We start from the raw sequence: 18,084 nt of genomic DNA, 5'->3' as shown, positions 1-18,084 counted from the left end.
CCCGCCCGGGGCCCGTGATTCAGAGCCGCTCGTAACCGGGCAGCGTCAGAAAATCGATCAGGGTGTCGGCGCAGGTGATCTCTTCCATCAGTTCGCTTGCCTCGGCAAAGCGTCCTGCCTGCCAGCGCGCGGCGCCCACCTCGGCTTTGACCACCTCCAGCTCCTCGGCCAGCATCTGGCGGAACAGCTCTTTGGTCACCACCTTGCCGTTCGACAGGCTCTTGCCGTGGCGGATCCACTGCCAGATGGAGGTGCGGGAGATCTCGGCGGTGGCGGCATCTTCCATCAGACCGTAGATGGGCACGCAGCCGTTGCCGTTGATCCAGGCTTCCAGATATTGCAGGGCAACCCGGATATTGGTGCGCATCCCCGTCTCGGTGCGCTCGCCCTCACAGGGGGCCAGCAGGTCGGCGGCAGTGATGGGGGCATCCTGCTCGCGCAGCACGCCTATCTGGTTCTTGGCACCAACCGCAATGGTGGCGTTGAACACCGCCATGGCGGTATCAGCCAGGCCAGGGTGGGCGACCCAGGTACCGTCGTGACCGTTGTTGGCTTCGCGCTCCTTGTCGGCCTTGACCTTGGCGAAGACCTGCTCGTTGACGGCCACATCCTTGGCCGGAATAAAGGCAGCCATACCGCCCATCGCCAGCGCTCCGCGCTTGTGGCAGGTCTTGATCAGCAGCCGCGAGTAGGCGGAGAGGAACGGCTTGTCCATGGTCACAACCTGACGATCAGGCAGGACGCGATCCGGATGGTTCTTCAAGGTTTTGATATAGCTGAAGATATAGTCCCAGCGGCCACAGTTGAGGGCAACGATGTGATCCTTCATCTGATAGAGCAGCTCATCCATCTCGAATACGGCTGGCAGGGTTTCAATCAGCACTGTGGCCTTGATGGTGCCACGGGGCAGACCAAACTTGTCCTCGGTCCAGGCGAATACCTCGCTCCACCAGCGCCCTTCCAGATGGCTCTGCAGCTTGGGCACGTAGAAATAGGGGCCCGAGCCTTTGGCCAGCAGCGCCTGATAGTTGTGCAGGAAATAGAGGGCAAAATCGAACAGGCCGCCTGGGATGGGCTCGCCATCGAAAGTGACATGTTTTTCCGGCAGGTGTAGACCACGCACCCGGCAGATGAGCACCGCTGGATTGGGGGTCAGGGTGTAGGCCTTTCCTTCCGGACTGGTGTAAGAGATGGTGCCGTTGACCGCATCGCGCAGGTTGATTTGGCCCTCGATCACCTTATTCCAGGCGGGTGCTAGTGAATCCTCGAAATCCGCCATGAACACCTTGACGTTGGCGTTGAGGGCGTTGATCACCATCTTGCGCTCGACCGGGCCGGTGATCTCCACACGGCGGTCTTGCAGGTCGGCGGGAATGCCGCGAATGATCCAGTCACCTTCACGGATGTGGGCGGTTTCCGGCAGGAAGTCCGGCAGCTCGCCGCCATCGATACGGGCCTGGCGTGCCACACGTTGTTTCAGCAATTCCCCTCTTTGGGGGGCAAAACGTTCCACCAGTTCGGAGACCAGAGCCACCGCGTCCGGCGTCAGAATTTGCGCGTATTCGGGCAGCATCTCGCCTTGGATGCGAAGGCGGGCGCTGCAGTGGGTCTGAGCCGGTGCCGACATAAGTTTCACTCCTTTGAGAATTACATTTTGAACTTACTAACTACGACTAAAGTCGAATCCCTGTTCCTGAAACGTTCCCGCAACAACGGGGTAACACGATTGATAAGGTGCGAAATATTGTTGAGTGCGTCAACAGTTTTTTTTAAACACCTGTTTTTTGGATATGGTTAAGTTGATGTTTTTTATTGTTTTATTGGGTTGGTGTAAAAGCTCTACACAGATGGTTATGCTCCTGCTTTTTCCCTTCGGACAACGGCTAATTTGGGCCGTTACCCTGACCCTCATTTTGTAACTTATTACGTAATAAAATTACAAATGCAAAAACAAATCCCGACCTAACTCCAGGCTTTGCCAAAACAGCCGTATAAAGCGCGTTTGAATGTGGCAATGAATGTTTTGCTAATGCTAGACCTGATTGGTGAACGTTCGTTTTAAACTTGGTGTGGTGATGCAGGCTCTGTTGGCACCAGCGGTTGCAGCGATGGAAAGTGAAGCGCAATAACGTAGGTTTGTATCAGTTGTCGGGGGCAATGCCGGAGAGAGAAGGGGGAGACACATCAGTCAATAATACTGCCATCCTTGATAGAATTAGCAGTTTGTCGTTTTTTGCAGATTTCTCGCCAAGGGCCTGAAACGGAGAGCGTTGAACAGGCGATGTGCCGGTGATTGAACAGCCATCTGACCGTGCTCAATAGTCATCATCCGGTTCGGCCAGATCGATCACATCCAGCTGGATGACCTGTTCATTTTCGCTTTCGGTGTGGCAAGGGGTGTCGTGAGGAACGGAATAAAGCGTAATGGCGGGTGCGAAATCGGTGTTCTGGTTCATGCCTGGTCCTGTGTTGCACGCAAGCCGGACAGTGATCCCTTCACTCGTGTTTCCACCTCCCTGTGTTGTCTACCGGCGGAAAGTTGCGCATCTTAATGAGTTCGGCAAAAAGATTCAAGTGGTTCTGAGTGTTTTTTGTTCTTGGTAGACTGGCATCGTCAGGAAGATAAATCGGAGGCAAAAAAATAGCCCAGTCGTTTGACTGGGCTATTCTCGGGGAAAATGGTCGGTGTGAGAGGATTCGAACCTCCGACCCTCTACACCCCATGCAGATGCGCTACCTGGCTGCGCTACACACCGACGGAGTCAGACTCGGCTGACGGGGAGGAAGTCTAATAGCATGGCCAAACGGGTGCAACTCCTTTTTTATCATAGAGATGCCGATTGCTTCTTTATTGCTCAGTCGGGATGCGGCTTGGGTCTGACGTGCAGATTTGGCATAATCGCCGCCCTGTCAGCGATGCTAATCATGCCTGCTATCTATGGAATTATCTGACAGGTGTGGGTCGCGGGAATGCAAACGGCACAATTGAACAATATAAAGAGGGGATGGGCGTGAAACCATCAGAGGTCCCAGAAATACCGAGTCAGGCACAGAGTCAGATCGAGCAGGACGAACAGTGGATGCGCCATGCCATGGCATTGGCCGCTCGGGCCGAAGGGATTGGCGAGATCCCGGTCGGTGCCGTACTGGTGCTGGATGGTCAGGTGGTGGGAGAGGGGTGGAACCGCTCCATCAGCGAACACGATGCCTGTGCCCATGCCGAGGTGATGGCAATTCGGGCGGCGGGCCAGCAGCTGGCGAACTACCGCCTGCTCGACACCACACTTTATGTGACGCTGGAACCCTGCTGCATGTGTGCCGGTGCGCTGATCCATAGCCGGGTCAAGCGGGTGGTTTACGGCGCACGTGATCTCAAGACCGGTGCTGCGGGGTCTGTGTTCGAGATCTTGCAGGACCCGCGCCACAACCACAGTGTCGAGCTGACCGGCGGTGTGCTGGCCGATGCCTGCTCGGCCCAGTTGTCGGCCTTCTTCAAGCGTCGCCGCGCCGAGAAAAAGGCGGCCAAACTGGCGCTGCAACAATCAAACGATGCCCTTTCCTGAATCATTTGGGGGCAGCACAGGCTGCCCTTGCTGATTATTCTCACAAATATCTCTTTATAAACAATATATTGTGTTCACTTTCCCTCGAAAGGACCCCCGCCCATTTTTCCACTAGCAACCTCGGTTAAAGCGCTCTCGATGTAACAAAACTGTCATGCAACCGCCATATAATGCCGCCAAGCCTAGCTTACATTGAGGTCTTGCATGTCATCGGAATCGTTAAACCTGGTCATGGCGGGCAGTAGAAAACGCCGGATCAAGGATAAATTGGCCAAATATGGCGTCACCACAGGCGGAGCCCTGGTACTGGTGGCGCTGCTGCTTATCTTCTTTTATCTGCTCTATGTGGTGAAACCCATCTTCAATGGCGCCTCCATGGAGCCAACTGCCTCATTTACTCTGCCTGCAGCAGGGAAGACCGCCTGGCTCGGCGTGGAAGAGCAGAACGAGATCGGCTATCGCTTCAGCGATAAAGGACTGGTCAACTTCTTCGCGGTGCAGGGAGATGACAAGATCAAGGTCGGGCAATCCCTTGGTCATGCTGAGGTCACCGGTGATGTCACTGCGGTGGCGCCACCGTCCCCTGGTCAGAAGCTGATCGCCTACGGTTTCGCCGATGGCAAGGCGCAGGTCGTCCAGCCTGCGTTCAAGGTCTCCTATCCCAACGATGTGCGGGTGATCGAACCCAGTCTGCAATATCCCTTTGGCGAGGAGCCGGTAGTGGTCGATCCGCAGGGCAAAGCGCTCAGTGCCATGGTGTTTGAGGCCACCAAGGACAAGATGGCGACCGCCGCCGTGACCGAAGATGGTCGTGGCGTACTGGTGGTGATGAGCGGTGAGGAGAACTTCCTCTCCGGCGAGATTGAGTGGAGCAGTGAGAACTACACCATTCCGTCCCTGCCGCGCCATGTGGATCAGATGCTTTTGACCCCCAATCTGCGGATCCTCTTTGTGCGGGAAGGCAATCGTCTCTCTGTCTATGACATTCATGACCTGAGCAATATATCCGTGCGCAACGTGCTGGAGATCAATGCGCCAGATGCCAACGTGACCCGGGTCGAGCTGCTCTCCGGTGCCTCCTCCCTGCTGGTGGGCAACGACAACGGCATCATCTCCCAGTGGTTTGAAGTGGCAAAAGATGGCAAACGCCAGTTCACTCAGATCCGTGACTTCAAGGGCGATGGCGCGGTGGATCTTCTGACCCCCGAGCACTATCGCAAAGCCTTCATCAGTGCCGACAAGGACGGCATCATCAGCTTCTTCCACGCCACTGGCGAGACCAAGCTGCTGACCGAGACGGTGGAAGGGGGTGAACTCTCTGCTCTGGCCATCTCCCCCCGTCACAACCTGTTGCTGATGCAGCAAGGGGAGACCTTCAAGCTTTTCTCGGTGGAGAACGATCACCCCGAGGTGACCTGGTCGGCCCTGTGGCAAAAGGTATGGTATGAAGGGTATCCGGAGCCCCAGTATGTGTGGCAATCCACCTCCGCCAGCAACGACTTTGAAGCCAAGCTGAGCCTGGTGCCACTGGTATTCGGTACGCTGAAAGCCTCTTTCTACGCCATGGTGTTTGCGGTGCCGCTCGGTGTCGCCGGTGCTATCTATACCGCCTACTTCATGTCGGCGGGGCTGCGCAAATACGTCAAACCGACGGTGGAGATCATGGCGGCGTTGCCGACCGTTATCCTGGGCTTCCTGGCGGGTCTGTGGCTGGCGCCCATCATAGAGGGGGCGCTGCCCGGGGTGATCCTGCTGTTGATCCTGCTGCCGATGGGGATGCTGTTGACCGCACTGGTCTGGAACTACCTGCCGGAGCGTGGCAAGTCCTGGCTGCCGGAGGGATGGCACGCCATCCTGCTTATTCCAGTGCTGCTGCTGATTGGCTGGGGGGCCTTCGCCCTGAGCCCGCTCATCGAGAATGCCTTTATGCACGGTGATTCGCGCATCTGGCTGACCCACGAAATGGGTATCAAGTTTGACCAGCGCAATTCGCTGGTGGTCGGTATCGCCATGGGCTTTGCGGTCATCCCCACCATCTTCTCCATCGCCGAAGATGCGGTCTTCTCGGTGCCCAAGCACCTGACCCAGGGCTCGCTGGCGTTGGGGGCTACCCCGTGGCAGACCCTGAGCCGAGTGGTGATCCTCACTGCCAGCCCGGGCATCTTCTCGGCGGTGATGATGGGCCTTGGCCGTGCCGTGGGCGAAACCATGATCGTACTGATGGCTACCGGCAACACCCCCATCATGGACTTCTCCATGTTCCAGGGGCTGCGTACTCTGGCCGCCAACATTGCGGTGGAGATGCCGGAGTCGGAAGTGGGCAGCTCCCACTATCGGGTATTGTTCCTCGCGGCCTTCGTCCTGTTTGTGTTCACCTTTATGTTCAACACCCTGGCCGAGTTTGTCCGTCAGCGGTTGCGTGAAAAATACAGCTCGATGTAAGGGGCGGCTCTGTAATGGACAAGGAATCGACAATGGGTAAGTGGTTTAAATCAGGGGCCCCCTGGATCTGGATGACCGGCGGAGCCGTCAGCCTGAGTCTGGTGGCGGTACTGGGTCTGCTGCTGCTGATCGGATGGCGTGGTCTGGTCTACTTCTGGCCGCACCCCATCTATGAGTGGCAGCTGGAGGACGCCAGCGGCAACAAGAGCGTGCTGATCGGCGAGATCAACGATCGCGAGCTGGTGCCGGTGGAGCGACTGCGCGCCGCAGGTCTGCCGCTGGAGGGGGAAGAGCGCGAGCTGCTGACCCGCTATCTGGTCAAGACCGGCAACCGCGAGTTCGTCGACCTCGATTTTCGCTGGGTATTGGAGACGGACATCAAGTCCCAGAGCCAGCCAGCCGAGCTGGCCATGGTTGAGCGTGCCACCAACGGTAACTTCTACGGTTATATCGTCGGGGTAAAAGAGGATGGCCGCGAGCTGACTTCGGATCTGCATCCTGCCCTGCAGCGGGTGCTGGCGAGAGCCAATGCCCTCTCCGAACAGGCCAACGATCTGCAAAAAGGGGACATCGGCAGCATCAACTATCAGCTGGAGCGGCTGCGCCTGAAAGAGCGCAAGGCCGAGCTGGAAGAGAAGCTGACCGATCAGCTGAAAGCTCAGCTGGAGCGTGAACGTCAGGCCCTTAACGATCGTTATCAGGTGCTGGAAAAAGAGCTCTTCTCACTGCGCAGTCAGGCTGACCGGGACAGCATCACCGTCAAGGATATGCGTGGCGAGCTGGTGACCATGCCCATGTCCAGGGTACTGGATGTGGTATGGCCCAACGACATGAGCCTGCTGGCCAAGGTGGGTCACTGGTTCCACCAGATCGGCAAGTTTGTATCCGACGATCCCCGTGAGGCGAACACCGAGGGCGGCGTCTTCCCGGCCATCTTCGGCACCGTCTTCATGGTGTTCCTGATGGCGATCATCGTGACCCCGCTCGGCGTGGTGGCGGCGGTCTACCTGCACGAGTACGCAGGCAAGAACAGCCTGACCAAGATCATCCGCATCGCGGTGATCAATCTGGCGGGCGTGCCCTCCATCGTCTACGGCGTGTTTGGTCTGGGCTTCTTCGTCTACACGCTCGGTGGCTCGCTGGATCAGCTGTTCTACCCGGAAGCGCTGCCGAGCCCGACCTTTGGTTCACCTGGCGTGATCTGGTCGGCGCTGACCCTGGCCATCCTGACCCTGCCGGTGGTGATCGTCTCCACCGAAGAGGGGCTGGCGCGGATCCCGAGCACCATCCGTCAGGGCTCGTTGGCACTGGGCGCCACCCAGGCCGAGACCCTGTGGCGCATCGTGCTGCCGATGGCGAGCCCGGCCATCATGACCGGCCTTATTCTGGCGATTGCCCGTGCAGCCGGTGAAGTGGCGCCACTGATGCTGGTGGGGGTGGTGAAACTGGCTCCGACCCTGCCGATGGATGGCAACTTCCCGTATCTGCATGTGGAGCGCAAGTTCATGCACCTGGGCTTCCACATCTATGACGTCGGCTTCCAGAGCCCCAACGTCGAGGCGGCCCGCCCGCTGGTCTATGCCACCTCCTTCCTGCTGGTGACGGTGATCGTGGGTCTGAACCTGACCGCTATCGGTATTCGTAACCACTTGCGCGAGAAATTCCGGTCGCTGGAACATTGATAGGCCAGCCACCACAGAGACGGGCAGGGGACAGGGTTCCCTGCCAGCCAAGCGTTCCGGCCGCGGGCGATGAGATTGCCCGCCGCCACCGACAGATTTTGAGGTAACAGATGATCAACGTAACGACTACGTCTACCCAGCACACCGCGCTGGACCTGCTTAACCTGAGCCCGGAGCAGACCGCGCTGGAGGTGAAGGATCTCAACCTGTACTACGGCAGCAAGCAGGCGTTGTTCAACGTCAACATGAAGATCCCCAAAGGGCAGGTGACCGCCTTCATCGGCCCGTCAGGCTGTGGCAAATCGACCCTGCTGCGCTGCATCAACCGGATGAACGATCTGGTGGAGATCTGCCGCATCGACGGGGAGATCCTGCTGCACGGCCACAACATCTATGACAAGAGCGTGGATGTATCCGCCCTGCGCCGTCAGGTGGGCATGGTGTTCCAGCGCCCGAACCCGTTCCCCAAGTCTATTTACGAGAACGTGGTCTATGGTCTGCGCCTGCAGGGGATCAACGATCGCCGCACCCTGGATGAGGCCGCCGAGCGCTCCCTGCGCGGTGCGGCCCTGTGGGACGAGGTGAAGGATCGTCTGCACGACAACGCCTTCGGTCTCTCCGGGGGTCAGCAGCAGCGTCTGGTGATCGCCCGCGCCATCGCCATCGAGCCGGAAGTGTTGCTGCTCGATGAACCGACCTCGGCGCTCGACCCCATCTCCACCCTCACCATCGAGGAGTTGATCAACGAGCTCAAGAGCCAGTTCACCGTGGTGATTGTGACCCACAACATGCAACAGGCCGCGCGGGTGTCGGATCAGACCGCCTTCATGTACATGGGCGAGCTTATCGAGTACTCGGATACCAACACCATCTTCACTACACCGGCCAAGAAGAAGACCGAGGATTACATCACAGGTCGCTATGGCTAAGGCGTGGTTGAACAAGGGTTATGGATATGAACATGATGAGCATCAATAAACAGATTACCGGTCAGTTCAACGGCTAAGGCATACTCGGAGCATCAAGGATTATTTGTATGGACAATATGAACCTCAATAAACACATCTCCGGTCAATTCAATGCCGAGCTAGAGAGCGTGCGCAATCAGGTGCTGGTGATGGGCGGTCTGGTAGAGCAGCAGCTCACCGACGCCATTGCGGCGATCCACGATCAGGATCTCGATGCGGCGCGCAAGATCGTGGCCAACGACCACAAGGTCAACGCGATGGAAGTGGCGATCGACGAGGAGTGCACCCGCATCATCGCCAAGCGTCAGCCGACCGCCTCCGACCTGCGACTGGTGATGGCCATCATCAAGACCATCACCGATCTGGAGCGCATTGGCGACGTGGCCGACAAGATCGCCCGCATGCTGACCGACAACGCCAACAAGCCGCAGCCGCCGCTGGTGTCGCTGGAGAACATGGGCCGTCGTACCATCAAGATGCTGCACGATGTGCTCGACGCTTTCGCCCGCATGGATCTGGATGCGGCGCTGGCGGTCTACAAGGAAGATGACAAGGTAGACCGCGAGTACGAGTCCATCATCCGCGAGCTGATGACCTATATGATGGAAGATCCCCGCACCATCCCCCAGGTGCTCAATGTCCTGTGGGCGGCGCGGGCCATCGAGCGGGTCGGCGATCGCTGCCAGCACATCTGCGAGTACATCGTCTACTACGTGAAAGGCAAGGATGTACGCCACACCAAGGCGGACGATCTGGGCACCTTGCTGGGCAAGGGCTAACCGGAAGTGAATAAAAAGGCGCGTGAAGCGCCTTTTTTGTTGCATAACTGGTCGGAGTAAGATAAAGCCCCCAACTGGCTGTTTTCTGATAGAATACTCCCCCTGTGTGAGTCCCGGATGGGCTCACGGTCCGGTCTCCCGGGCCCAGTTTGCCGTCTTGTGCTAAGGCGGGTGTAGCAATAGGTTAATCATGAGTTTTGCCGATAGTTTGTTCTTTTTAATGCTGCTGGTTGGCGGCAGTGTGTTCTTCTCCCTCTCCGAGATCTCTCTCGCCGCGTCTCGCAAAATCAAATTGCAGGTGATGGCGGATGAAGGTAATCGCCAGGCCGAAAAGGTGCTGGCCCTGCAGGCCCAGCCGGGCAACTTTTTCACCGTGGTGCAGATTGGCCTCAATACCGTCGCCATTCTGGGCGGTATCCTGGGTGAGTCTGCCCTCAACCCCGCCATCAAGGGGATTGTCTCCCAGTTCTACCAGGGACCCTGGCTTGGCGAGATCAGCTCCGGTGCCTCCTTCGTGTTCGTCACCGGTATGTTTATCCTGATCGCCGATCTGATGCCCAAGCGTCTGGCCATGATCATGCCCGAGCAGATTGCCGTGGTGGTGGTGCGCCCCATGCTCTTCTTCGTCACCCTGCTGATGCCGCTGGTATGGATTTTCAATGGTCTGGCCAATACCCTGTTTCGCCTGATGCGCATTTCTACAGAGCGCAACGACGAGATCACCTCCGATGATATCTATGCGGTAATGGATGCCGGTGCCGAGGCTGGAGTTATCCAGCGCGAGGAGCATCAACTCATCGAGAACGTGTTCGAACTGCAGTCACTCTGCGTCACCTCCGCCATGACGGCTCGCGAGAGCCTCATCTACTTCACCCTGCAAGAGGATGAAGAGGACATCAAGGCGAAGATCGCCGAACACCCCCACAACAAGTTTCTGGTCTGTGACCACAACCTCGACAGCATCAAGGGCTTTGTCGATGCCAAGGAGCTGCTGATCCGCGTCATCAGCGGCCAGAGCATCGATCTCAACAGCGGCTCGCTGGTACAAAACGTCATCATCATTCCCGATACCCTGAACCTCTATGAGGCGATGGAGTACTTCAAAAATCATCGTGGCGACTTTGCCGTGGTGATGAACGAGTACGCGCTGGTGGTGGGGATCGTCACCATGAACGACCTGATGAGCACCGTCATGGGCGAGTGGGCGACCCACGTGGTGGAAGAGCAGATCGTCCAGCGCGACGAGAACTCCTGGCTGGTGGACGGGGTCACCCCCATCTCCGACGTGATGCGCGCCTTCGATATAGAAGAGTTTCCGGACGATCAGAACTACGAGACCATCGCCGGTTTCATCATGTATATGCTGCGCAAGATCCCCAAGCGCACTGACTCGGTCAAATACGCCGGTTACAAGTTCGAAGTGGTGGATATCGACAGTTACAAGATCGATCAGCTGCTGGTTACCCGGGTCGAGCCGGTGGTGGCCGAGAAGCCAGCTCAGGAATCGTAAAAGGAGCGACATAAAAGTCATGAAGATGCAGTCTCATTCCCGTGCGCTGGCCTGTGTCGCGCTCGCCCTGGCACTGGGTGCCTGTAGCCAGAGCGCGCCGCGCAAAGCCACAGTGGCAGCCAAGCCGGTTGCCCCCAAGCCCGCGGTGGTCGTGCCGCAGCCGGATCCCGATGCGGTGGTGCAAAGCGGCATGGCCGAGCCGAGCCCGGTCTTTGATGAGCAGTACCATGGCCCGGATCAGGGGTCGCTGGAGTCGGTGACCGCCCTGTTTGCCCGTGGCTACATCGAGTCGGCTATGCGCGAGACCATGCTGGCGGCGGTGCACAACGACTATCCGCTGCTCGGCATGCGGGATGTGCGGTTGACCGATCCGGTCTCCAAATTCCTCACCTCCGAGCATGCGGCCACCACGGCCCATGACTACCTCTATGCAGGCGTACAGCGTCGCCTCGGTCGTCCGCTCAGCCCTGCCCAGTGGGAGCAGATCTGGCGCGGTTTGCCGCAGCAGGGTCGGGTCTCCGACTGGGTCAAACAGATTAAGCGAGTGCTGGCCGGGCGTTAAGTCGCCAGCGGATCAAGATTGTGATGAGGCCACCTTCGGGTGGCCTCTTGCATTTCTGCGTTTGCCTCGCCGTTTGCACGCTGATTTCTGCTGATACTGATTGCCGCCCGTGGCACTTTGTTTTATCTTATTTTGGCCATCTAAACATCTATATGTTTTTATGGCTGCATAATAAAAGGGCTTCCCAGGATGAAGCAGGACGATCTGCAGCGATTCGATGCGAAACCGCAGATCAACAAAACAAACAGATAAATACGCAAATAAACAACGCACATAACAAAGAGACACGACAGATGGAAACCAGGGAATTGTGGGTGCTGGATGGGGGCATGGGGCGCGAGTTGGCACGGCGGGGGGCACCGTTTCGTCAACCAGAGTGGTCGGCGCTGGCCTTGATGGAGGCGCCAGAGACGGTGCGCGACGTGCATCAGGCCTATGTGGCGAGCGGGGCCAGGGTCATAACCACCAACAGCTATGCGCTGGTGCCGTTTCATATCGGCGATGAGCGTTTCTTTGCCGAAGGGGAGGGGCTGGCAGCGCTTGCTGGTCAACTGGCCCGCGAAGTGGCTGACGAGCAGAAGGGTGCCGTGCAGGTGGCGGGCTCTCTGCCGCCGCTCTTTGGCTCCTATCGTGCCGACCTGTTCAAGGCGGACCGGGTGAACGAGCTGGCCACGCCGCTTATCCGGGCGCTATCCCCTCATGTGGATATCTGGCTGGCCGAGACCATGAGCCTGATTGCCGAGCCACTGGCCCTGAAAGCGCTGTTGCCTGACGATGGCAAGCCGTTCTGGGTCTCCTTCACGCTGGAAGATGAGGCGCCGAGCAACGAGCCGCGACTACGTTCCGGCGAACGGGTGGCCGATGCGGTGACCTCGCTGGTGGCGGCTGGAGTCGATGCCATCCTGTTCAACTGCTGTCAGCCCGAGGTGATCGAGGGGGCCCTCGAGGTTGCTCGCGCCCGATTGCAGGCGCTGGGTCGCATCGACATCCGGCTCGGTGCCTATGCCAACGCCTTCCCGCCGCAGCCCAAAGAGGCCACCGCCAACGACGGACTGGACGAGATCCGTGCCGATCTGGGGCCGCTGGATTACCTTGGCTGGGCTGAGCGCTGGCGCGCAGCCGGGGCGAACTTGATCGGCGGTTGCTGCGGTATCGGCCCCGAGCATATTCAGGCGCTGAGCCGCCGGTTGCGCTAAGGAACTTCCATGAAAGAGAGCAAGATTGGGCTCTGGTCACTCACCGCGCTGGTGTTCAGCTCCATGGTGGGGGCGGGAATTTTTAGCCTGCCCCAGAACATGGCCGAGGTGGCGGGAGCGCGCGCTGTACTGATCGGCTGGGGTGTGACGGGGGTGGGCATCCTTGCGCTCGCCATGAGTTTTCTCTATCTGTCGCGGTTAAGGCCGGATCTCGACGGCGGCATCTACAGCTACGCCCGCGCCGGTTTTGGCGATCTGGTGGGCTTTTTCTCCGCCTGGGGCTACTGGCTCTGCGCCACCATCGGCGTGGTGGGTTATCTGGTGATCGCCTTTGCGGCGCTGGGCAGCTTCGTCGATACCCCGGAGCAGATCTGGTTTGGTGACGGCAACACTCTGGCGGCGTTTGTCGGCGAGTCCTGCATCCTCTGGGCGGTGCATCTGCTGGTGGCCCGTGGTGTGCAGCAGGCGGCGCTGTTCAATCTGGTGGCGACCCTGGCCAAGAGCCTGCCACTGCTGCTGTTTATTCTGTTTGCTTGCTACTGGTTCGACCCTGTTACCTTCGCGGCGGATCAGCAGGGCAGCACCCTGGCTGTGCCGGTCTCCGAGCAGGTACGCAACACCATGCTCATCACTCTCTGGGTCTTTACCGGCATCGAGGGGGCGGCGGTGTTGTCGGCCCGCGCCAGAAACCGGCGGGATGTGGGCACGGCCACCGTGCTTGGGGTGCTATTGGCGCTGCTGCTCTATGTGCTTATCTCGGTGCTGGCGCTCGGAATATTGAGTCGGCCCGAGCTCGCAGCGCTGCCCAACCCCTCCATGGCAGGGCTGATGGCCCAGATGACCGGCTCCTGGGGCAAGCTGCTCATCAGCGTCGGCCTGATCGTCTCGGTGCTTGCCTCCTACGTGAGCTGGACCCTCTTCTCGGCCGAGGTGCCGTTCAGCGCAGCCCGCCACGGTGCGTTTCCCGCCATCTTCCGGCGCCAGAACCGCAATGGGACGCCTATCGCCTCGCTCTGGCTCACCAGCCTGACGGTGCAGACTTGCCTGCTGCTGGTGTGGTTGCTCGGCAAGGGCTACACCAGCCTGCTGCTTATCTCTACCTCGATGATTTTGGTGCCCTACCTGCTGATCGGCCTGTTTCTGCTCAAGCTCTCGTTCAGCAGGAAGGGGGAGAGCGGGCAGGGCCGCGGTCTGATGCGGGCGGTGGCGCTGGTGGCGAGCGGTTACGGCTTCTGGCTGCTCTATGCCGCCGGGGTGGAGTATCTGCTGCTGTCGTTGTTGCTCTACGGGCCGGGTCTGCTGCTGTTTCTCTACAGCCGCCGTCAGCTGGGCACAGATCTTTGCCTGAGTGGCCGCGAGCGGCTATTGGCCGGAGTGACCTTGCTGAGCCTGATCCCCGCCGTCTGGTCGTTCGCCCATCTCTGATATCGAAGATGTGACTGACCATAAAAGAGATCGCCACCGTGGCGCTCTCTTGTTATCAGGGACTTGCTATCCGGGACGAAGGCTCAGCGGCTGGCAGGTCCGGCCGGTTTGCCAAACAGCACCGCGAGTTTTTGTCGCCAGGGTAGGCCACGGGCGTCGCGCAGCATGTCGCGCCACTCGTGGAAGGTGAGGGTGAGGGGGTTAAAGCTGTGGATCGGCTTGGTGATGCCGAAGCGGCATGGCTCGGCAGGATCCTCCTCGACAAAGGTGCCGAACAGCCTATCCCAGATGATCAGCATCCCGGCGAAGTTGCGGTCTATGTACTTGGCGTTGCTGGCGTGATGCACCCTGTGGTGGGAGGGGGTGTTGAAGACCCACTCAAGCCAGCCGAGTTTGCCCACCACCTGGGTGTGGACGAAGAACTGGAAGCCCAGACTCAGCAGCACGGTGGCGACCACCGCCTCAGGCGGGAAGCCGATGACAATCATCGGGATCCAGAACAGCCACATGCCGGAGATCGGGTACATCAGGCTCTGGCGAAAAGCGGTGGAGAGGTTGAGCCGCTCCGAGCTGTGGTGCACCACGTGGGAGGCCCACAGCCAGCGAACATGGTGGCTGGTGAAGTGGAACAGCCAGTAACAGAGATCCTGCAACAGGAACAGCAGTAGCACACTCCAGAGATTCAGCTCGATATCGAACAGTCGCCAGCCCCAGAGGGTGTCATACAGATAAGCAATGGCGATGGCCGCCAGCGCATCGCCACCCTGATGCATCAGGGCCAGGGCGGCGTTGGCGAACAGATCCCGCCACTGGTAGGTGGCGGTGGGAAAGGCCGCGCCATGTTTGCGCAGGTAGAGCATCTCCCAGCCGATAAAGGCCAGAAAAACCGGGGAGAGGTAGAGCAGAAGCAGTTGCACATCCATATGCGGCCATCCATTCAGAGCAATTGCTCTCCAGCATAAAGGATGGCTTTAATATTTCATTAACATTTTTCTGCCAACGAAGAGATGGCATGAAATATGGCGCGGCAGCAGAGGAAGGTGCGGCGGATGGCTATGCTTGATGCAGGCTTTTTCAGGAGGTGCTGGCTTATGCGCGTCTGGTGTTGCTTGTTGCTGGGGTTGTGCATGATGGCCCAGGCCAAAACCCGTGTTGAAATTTTGGCCGATGCCAACTATCCCCCCTACTCCTGGCAGGAGGGGGAGGAGGTCAGGGGGATCTATGCCGATATTATCCGCGAGGTGACCTCTGCCATGCCTGACTATGAGGTGGTGCTCAAGCCGATGCCGTGGCGGCGCGGTCTGAGCATGGTGGAGCAGGGCAGCGCCTTCGCCATCTTTCCGCCTTACTACCAGCCCGACAGTCGCCCCTGGATGTGGCCCTACTCCCAGCCGATGCTGGATGAAGAGCTGGTGGTGATGTGCGGCGCCAGTGTGGCGGCCAATACTCCGCAGGCCAGGTTTCCGCTCGACTATCATGGTTTGCGCTTTGGCATGAACGCCGGTTTTGCCGTCGGCGGTGATGCCTTTTGGCAGGCGGTAAAAGAGAAGCAGATCGACGTGGAGGAGGTGAAAAGCAATCGGGAGAACTTGCTCAAGATTGTCCGCGGCCGGGTCGATTGCACCATCAATGATCGCCTCTCCCTGCTCTATGAGTTGCTCAACATGATAAAGGCCGATCAGCTGGCGGTGGCCGATATGTCCTTGCTCATACAGGGGCCGGTGCTCAGCAAGGAGCAGGGGTTCCTCGGCTATAGCCGCAAGGGGGAGTATCCCTACAAACAGGCCTTTATCGAACAGTTTGACAAGGAGCTCTATCAGCTCAAGAAACGTGACGGGGTGAAAGTGATCGTGGAGCGCTATCTGGGAAAGTCCCCGCGCTGAGCCGATGAGAGGGGCACTCGGGTTCAGCTGGTTTGAGTCTGCTCCAGCGTCAAGTACAAAAAGAGGGACCCTGCGGTCCCTCTTCGTTTATCCAGCAGAGCGTGTTGGCTACAGCACCTGACTCAGGAACTGGCGCAGACGCGGGGAGGGAGGATTGTCGAAGAAATCGGCCGGTTTTTCATCCACCAGCAGTTCGCCACTTTCCATAAAGAGCACCCGATCCGCTACTTCGCGGGCAAAGCCCATCTCGTGGGTCACCACCACCATGGTCATCCCCTCGCGAGCCAGCCCCTTCATCACATCCAGCACTTCCCCCACCATTTCGGGGTCCAGCGCACTGGTGGGCTCGTCAAACAGCATGATGCGTGGCTGCATGGCGAGCGCCCGGGCAATGGCCACCCGCTGTTGCTGGCCGCCGGAGAGCTGGGAGGGGTAGCTCTTGGCCTTGTTGGATAGCCCTACTTTCAACAGCAGGGCTTTGGCGCGATCTTCGGCCTCTTTGCGCGATAGCCCCCGCACCTTCTGAGGGGCGAGGCAGATGTTGTCCAGCACCGTCAGGTGGGGAAAGAGGTTGAAGGACTGGAACACCATGCCCACCTCTTCCCGCAGCTTGTTGACATCGCCCGGCTCGGTCAGGCTGATGCCGTCGACTACTATGTTGCCGTCGTTGATGGTCTCCAGCTGGTTGAGGGTGCGCAGGAAGGTGGACTTGCCCGAGCCACTGGGGCCGACGATCACCACCACTTCCCCTTCGGCGACCTGGGTGCTGACATTTTTCAGGGCATGCACTTCGCTGCCGTAAAACTTCTCGACACCGGTCGCTTTGATGATGGGATCAGTTGCTGCGCGCATATTTCGCCTCCAGAAAACGAACCGGGAAGGCGAAGGGGGTGCCGGTGATGGCTGCACTTCTCGACGCCCGTTGCACCTTGATGATGGGATCAGTTACTGCGTGCATATTTCACCTCCAGAAAACGAATCGGGAAGGCGAAGAGGGGGGCGGTGATGGCTGCACTTCTCGATGCCTGTGGCACCTTGATGATGGGATCAGTTGCTGCGTGCATATTTCACCTCGAGACGGCGTACCAAGAAAGAGAGGGTGCCGGTCAGCACCAGATAGAGCAAGGCGACGGTAAACCATACCTCGAACGGACTGAAGGTGGAGCTGACTACCTCGCGACCGGCCTTGGTCAGATCGGTGATGGAGATGACCGAGACCAGCGAGGAGTCCTTGATCAGGTTGATGAATTGGCCTGCCAGCGGTGGCAGTACCCGCTTGAACGCCTGCGGCAGGATGACATAGCGCATGGTCTGGGCCGAGGTCATACCCAGGCTGCGACCCGCCTCCATCTGCCCCTTGTGGATGGAGCTGATACCGGCGCGGACGATCTCCGCCACATAGGCACCGGTAAAGACCGCCAGCGCGGCGACCCCGGCGGTGAAGCGGTCGAGGTTCAGCACGGTGCCGATAAAGAAGTAGACGATGAAGATCTGCACCAGCAGCGGCGTGCCGCGGATGAGCTCAACGTAGGTGACCGCCAGATTGCGCAGGGCCGGATTGGGGGAGAGACGCGCCAGCCCGGCCAGGGTGCCGAGCAGGATGGCGAAGATGCCCGCCACCAGCGAGAGTTTGACGGTGACCCAGACGCCCCAGGCAATGGGGCCTGCAGTCCAGCTCAGTTGGGTGTCGAGGGTATCGCCACGAAAGACGGTATCCCCTTCGGCGACTTGTACGCCGGTACTGGCAATGGCTTGCCGCACATTGGGGTCGAGATCGTCTTGCAGGAACAGCTTGCCCTTCTCGGCCTCGCTGGTGCCCGCCATCACGGTGCCGTCAAATTCGGCGAGATTCTTCTGCTCCGCCTGATAGGCGATGTATTGGGGAATGCGTTCCCAGCGCCAGGTGTAATCCACTGACTGGACAGCCTTGTAGATGCCGAATACGGCAACCAGCAGCATCAGCAGGAAAACCCCATGCCAGAGCAGCTGATTGGGTTGTTTTTCCATCTGTCTTGTCGGTTTGGGTGTGTGCACAGTCACAACCTCTTCTCGTTATTGTGTGGGGAGCTGCGTG

The 18,084-nt window shown here is 58.9% G+C and carries 17 protein-coding genes and 1 tRNA gene; 10 read left to right on the top strand and 8 right to left on the bottom strand.

The features are described from left to right. Positions 1-19: 19 nt before the first annotated feature. From aceB to G5332_RS14650, 3 genes are all read right to left on the bottom strand, one after another. A complete protein-coding gene (aceB, locus tag G5332_RS14660; RefSeq protein ID WP_421173078.1) occupies positions 20-1,627 on the bottom strand; it encodes a malate synthase A in 1,608 nt (535 codons plus the stop codon). Positions 1,628-2,315: 688 nt separating this feature from the next. Continuing rightward, positions 2,316-2,456 (bottom strand): hypothetical protein, encoded by a 141-nt coding sequence (locus G5332_RS14655; RefSeq protein WP_005334106.1) that lies wholly within the window; start codon positions 2,454-2,456, stop codon positions 2,316-2,318. A gap of 223 nt (positions 2,457-2,679) precedes the next feature. Further along, positions 2,680-2,756, bottom strand: a tRNA-Pro gene (locus G5332_RS14650). 249 nt (positions 2,757-3,005) lie between these two features. Between G5332_RS14650 and tadA the strand changes: the two genes are divergently transcribed. The 9 genes from tadA to G5332_RS14605 all read left to right on the top strand — a co-directional run bounded on the left by tadA (position 3,006) and on the right by G5332_RS14605 (position 14,127). Then, positions 3,006-3,563 carry a tRNA adenosine(34) deaminase TadA gene (gene tadA / locus G5332_RS14645; RefSeq protein WP_408082950.1) on the top strand — a complete coding sequence of 186 codons (558 nt, stop codon included), beginning with the start codon at positions 3,006-3,008 and terminating at the stop codon, positions 3,561-3,563. A gap of 204 nt (positions 3,564-3,767) precedes the next feature. Then, entirely contained in the window at positions 3,768-6,005 is a 2,238-nt protein-coding gene (locus tag G5332_RS14640) for a phosphate ABC transporter permease (RefSeq protein WP_421249174.1), read from the top strand. A 32-nt stretch (positions 6,006-6,037) separates the two neighbouring features. Further along, complete coding sequence (gene pstA, locus G5332_RS14635; RefSeq protein ID WP_042012620.1) at positions 6,038-7,687, top strand: phosphate ABC transporter permease PstA; 1,650 nt, start codon at positions 6,038-6,040, stop codon at positions 7,685-7,687. A 110-nt stretch (positions 7,688-7,797) separates the two neighbouring features. Next, entirely contained in the window at positions 7,798-8,616 is an 819-nt protein-coding gene (pstB, locus tag G5332_RS14630) for a phosphate ABC transporter ATP-binding protein PstB (RefSeq protein WP_216954080.1), read from the top strand. 107 nt (positions 8,617-8,723) lie between these two features. Beyond that, entirely contained in the window at positions 8,724-9,434 is a 711-nt protein-coding gene (gene phoU, locus G5332_RS14625; protein ID WP_005334097.1) for a phosphate signaling complex protein PhoU, read from the top strand. A 190-nt stretch (positions 9,435-9,624) separates the two neighbouring features. Next, positions 9,625-10,944 carry a hemolysin family protein gene (locus tag G5332_RS14620; protein ID WP_216954078.1) on the top strand — a complete coding sequence of 440 codons (1,320 nt, stop codon included), beginning with the start codon at positions 9,625-9,627 and terminating at the stop codon, positions 10,942-10,944. Between the two features lie 19 nt (positions 10,945-10,963). Then, the gene (locus G5332_RS14615) at positions 10,964-11,506 is read left to right on the top strand and encodes a hypothetical protein (RefSeq protein ID WP_069555291.1); all 543 of its coding nucleotides are present in this window, start codon (positions 10,964-10,966) and stop codon (positions 11,504-11,506) included. Between the two features lie 293 nt (positions 11,507-11,799). Then, positions 11,800-12,702, top strand: a complete 903-nt coding sequence (locus G5332_RS14610; protein WP_216954076.1) for a homocysteine S-methyltransferase family protein — start codon at positions 11,800-11,802, stop codon at positions 12,700-12,702. A gap of 9 nt (positions 12,703-12,711) precedes the next feature. Beyond that, complete coding sequence (locus G5332_RS14605; RefSeq protein WP_216954074.1) at positions 12,712-14,127, top strand: basic amino acid/polyamine antiporter; 1,416 nt, start codon at positions 12,712-12,714, stop codon at positions 14,125-14,127. An 83-nt stretch (positions 14,128-14,210) separates the two neighbouring features. Here G5332_RS14605 and G5332_RS14600 read toward each other — a convergent pair whose 3' ends face one another. After that, positions 14,211-15,050 carry a sterol desaturase family protein gene (locus G5332_RS14600; protein ID WP_216954072.1) on the bottom strand — a complete coding sequence of 280 codons (840 nt, stop codon included), beginning with the start codon at positions 15,048-15,050 and terminating at the stop codon, positions 14,211-14,213. 168 nt (positions 15,051-15,218) lie between these two features. On the opposite strand from G5332_RS14600, the gene G5332_RS14595 reads away from it, so the two are divergent. Next, complete coding sequence (locus G5332_RS14595) at positions 15,219-16,010, top strand: substrate-binding periplasmic protein (RefSeq protein WP_421249175.1); 792 nt, start codon at positions 15,219-15,221, stop codon at positions 16,008-16,010. Positions 16,011-16,118: 108 nt separating this feature from the next. Here G5332_RS14595 and G5332_RS14590 read toward each other — a convergent pair whose 3' ends face one another. The 4 genes from G5332_RS14590 to G5332_RS14575 are packed head-to-tail and all read right to left on the bottom strand — an operon-like array spanning position 16,119 to position 18,017. Further along, on the bottom strand, positions 16,119-16,862 hold the full coding sequence (locus tag G5332_RS14590; protein WP_368170690.1) for an amino acid ABC transporter ATP-binding protein: 744 nt from the start codon (positions 16,860-16,862) through the stop codon (positions 16,119-16,121). Further along, positions 16,846-16,968: a hypothetical protein gene (locus G5332_RS14585; protein ID WP_265177235.1), complete on the bottom strand. Its 123-nt coding sequence runs from the start codon at positions 16,966-16,968 to the stop codon at positions 16,846-16,848. The genes G5332_RS14590 and G5332_RS14585 overlap by 17 nt, the downstream gene beginning before the upstream one ends. Further along, a complete protein-coding gene (locus G5332_RS14580; RefSeq protein WP_421249176.1) occupies positions 16,952-17,074 on the bottom strand; it encodes a hypothetical protein in 123 nt (40 codons plus the stop codon). Before G5332_RS14580 ends, G5332_RS14585 begins: the two co-directional genes overlap by 17 nt. After that, positions 17,058-18,017 (bottom strand): amino acid ABC transporter permease, encoded by a 960-nt coding sequence (locus tag G5332_RS14575; protein WP_019445267.1) that lies wholly within the window; start codon positions 18,015-18,017, stop codon positions 17,058-17,060. Before G5332_RS14575 ends, G5332_RS14580 begins: the two co-directional genes overlap by 17 nt. Positions 18,018-18,084: the final 67 nt, after the last annotated feature.

It is taken from the genome of Aeromonas sp. 603757, from assembly GCF_049171255.1.
GTDB classification, from domain to species: domain Bacteria; phylum Pseudomonadota; class Gammaproteobacteria; order Enterobacterales; family Aeromonadaceae; genus Aeromonas; species Aeromonas veronii_A.
Note: the sequence above shows the minus strand (reverse complement) of the source record. Positions and strands in the feature narration are given on the sequence as shown.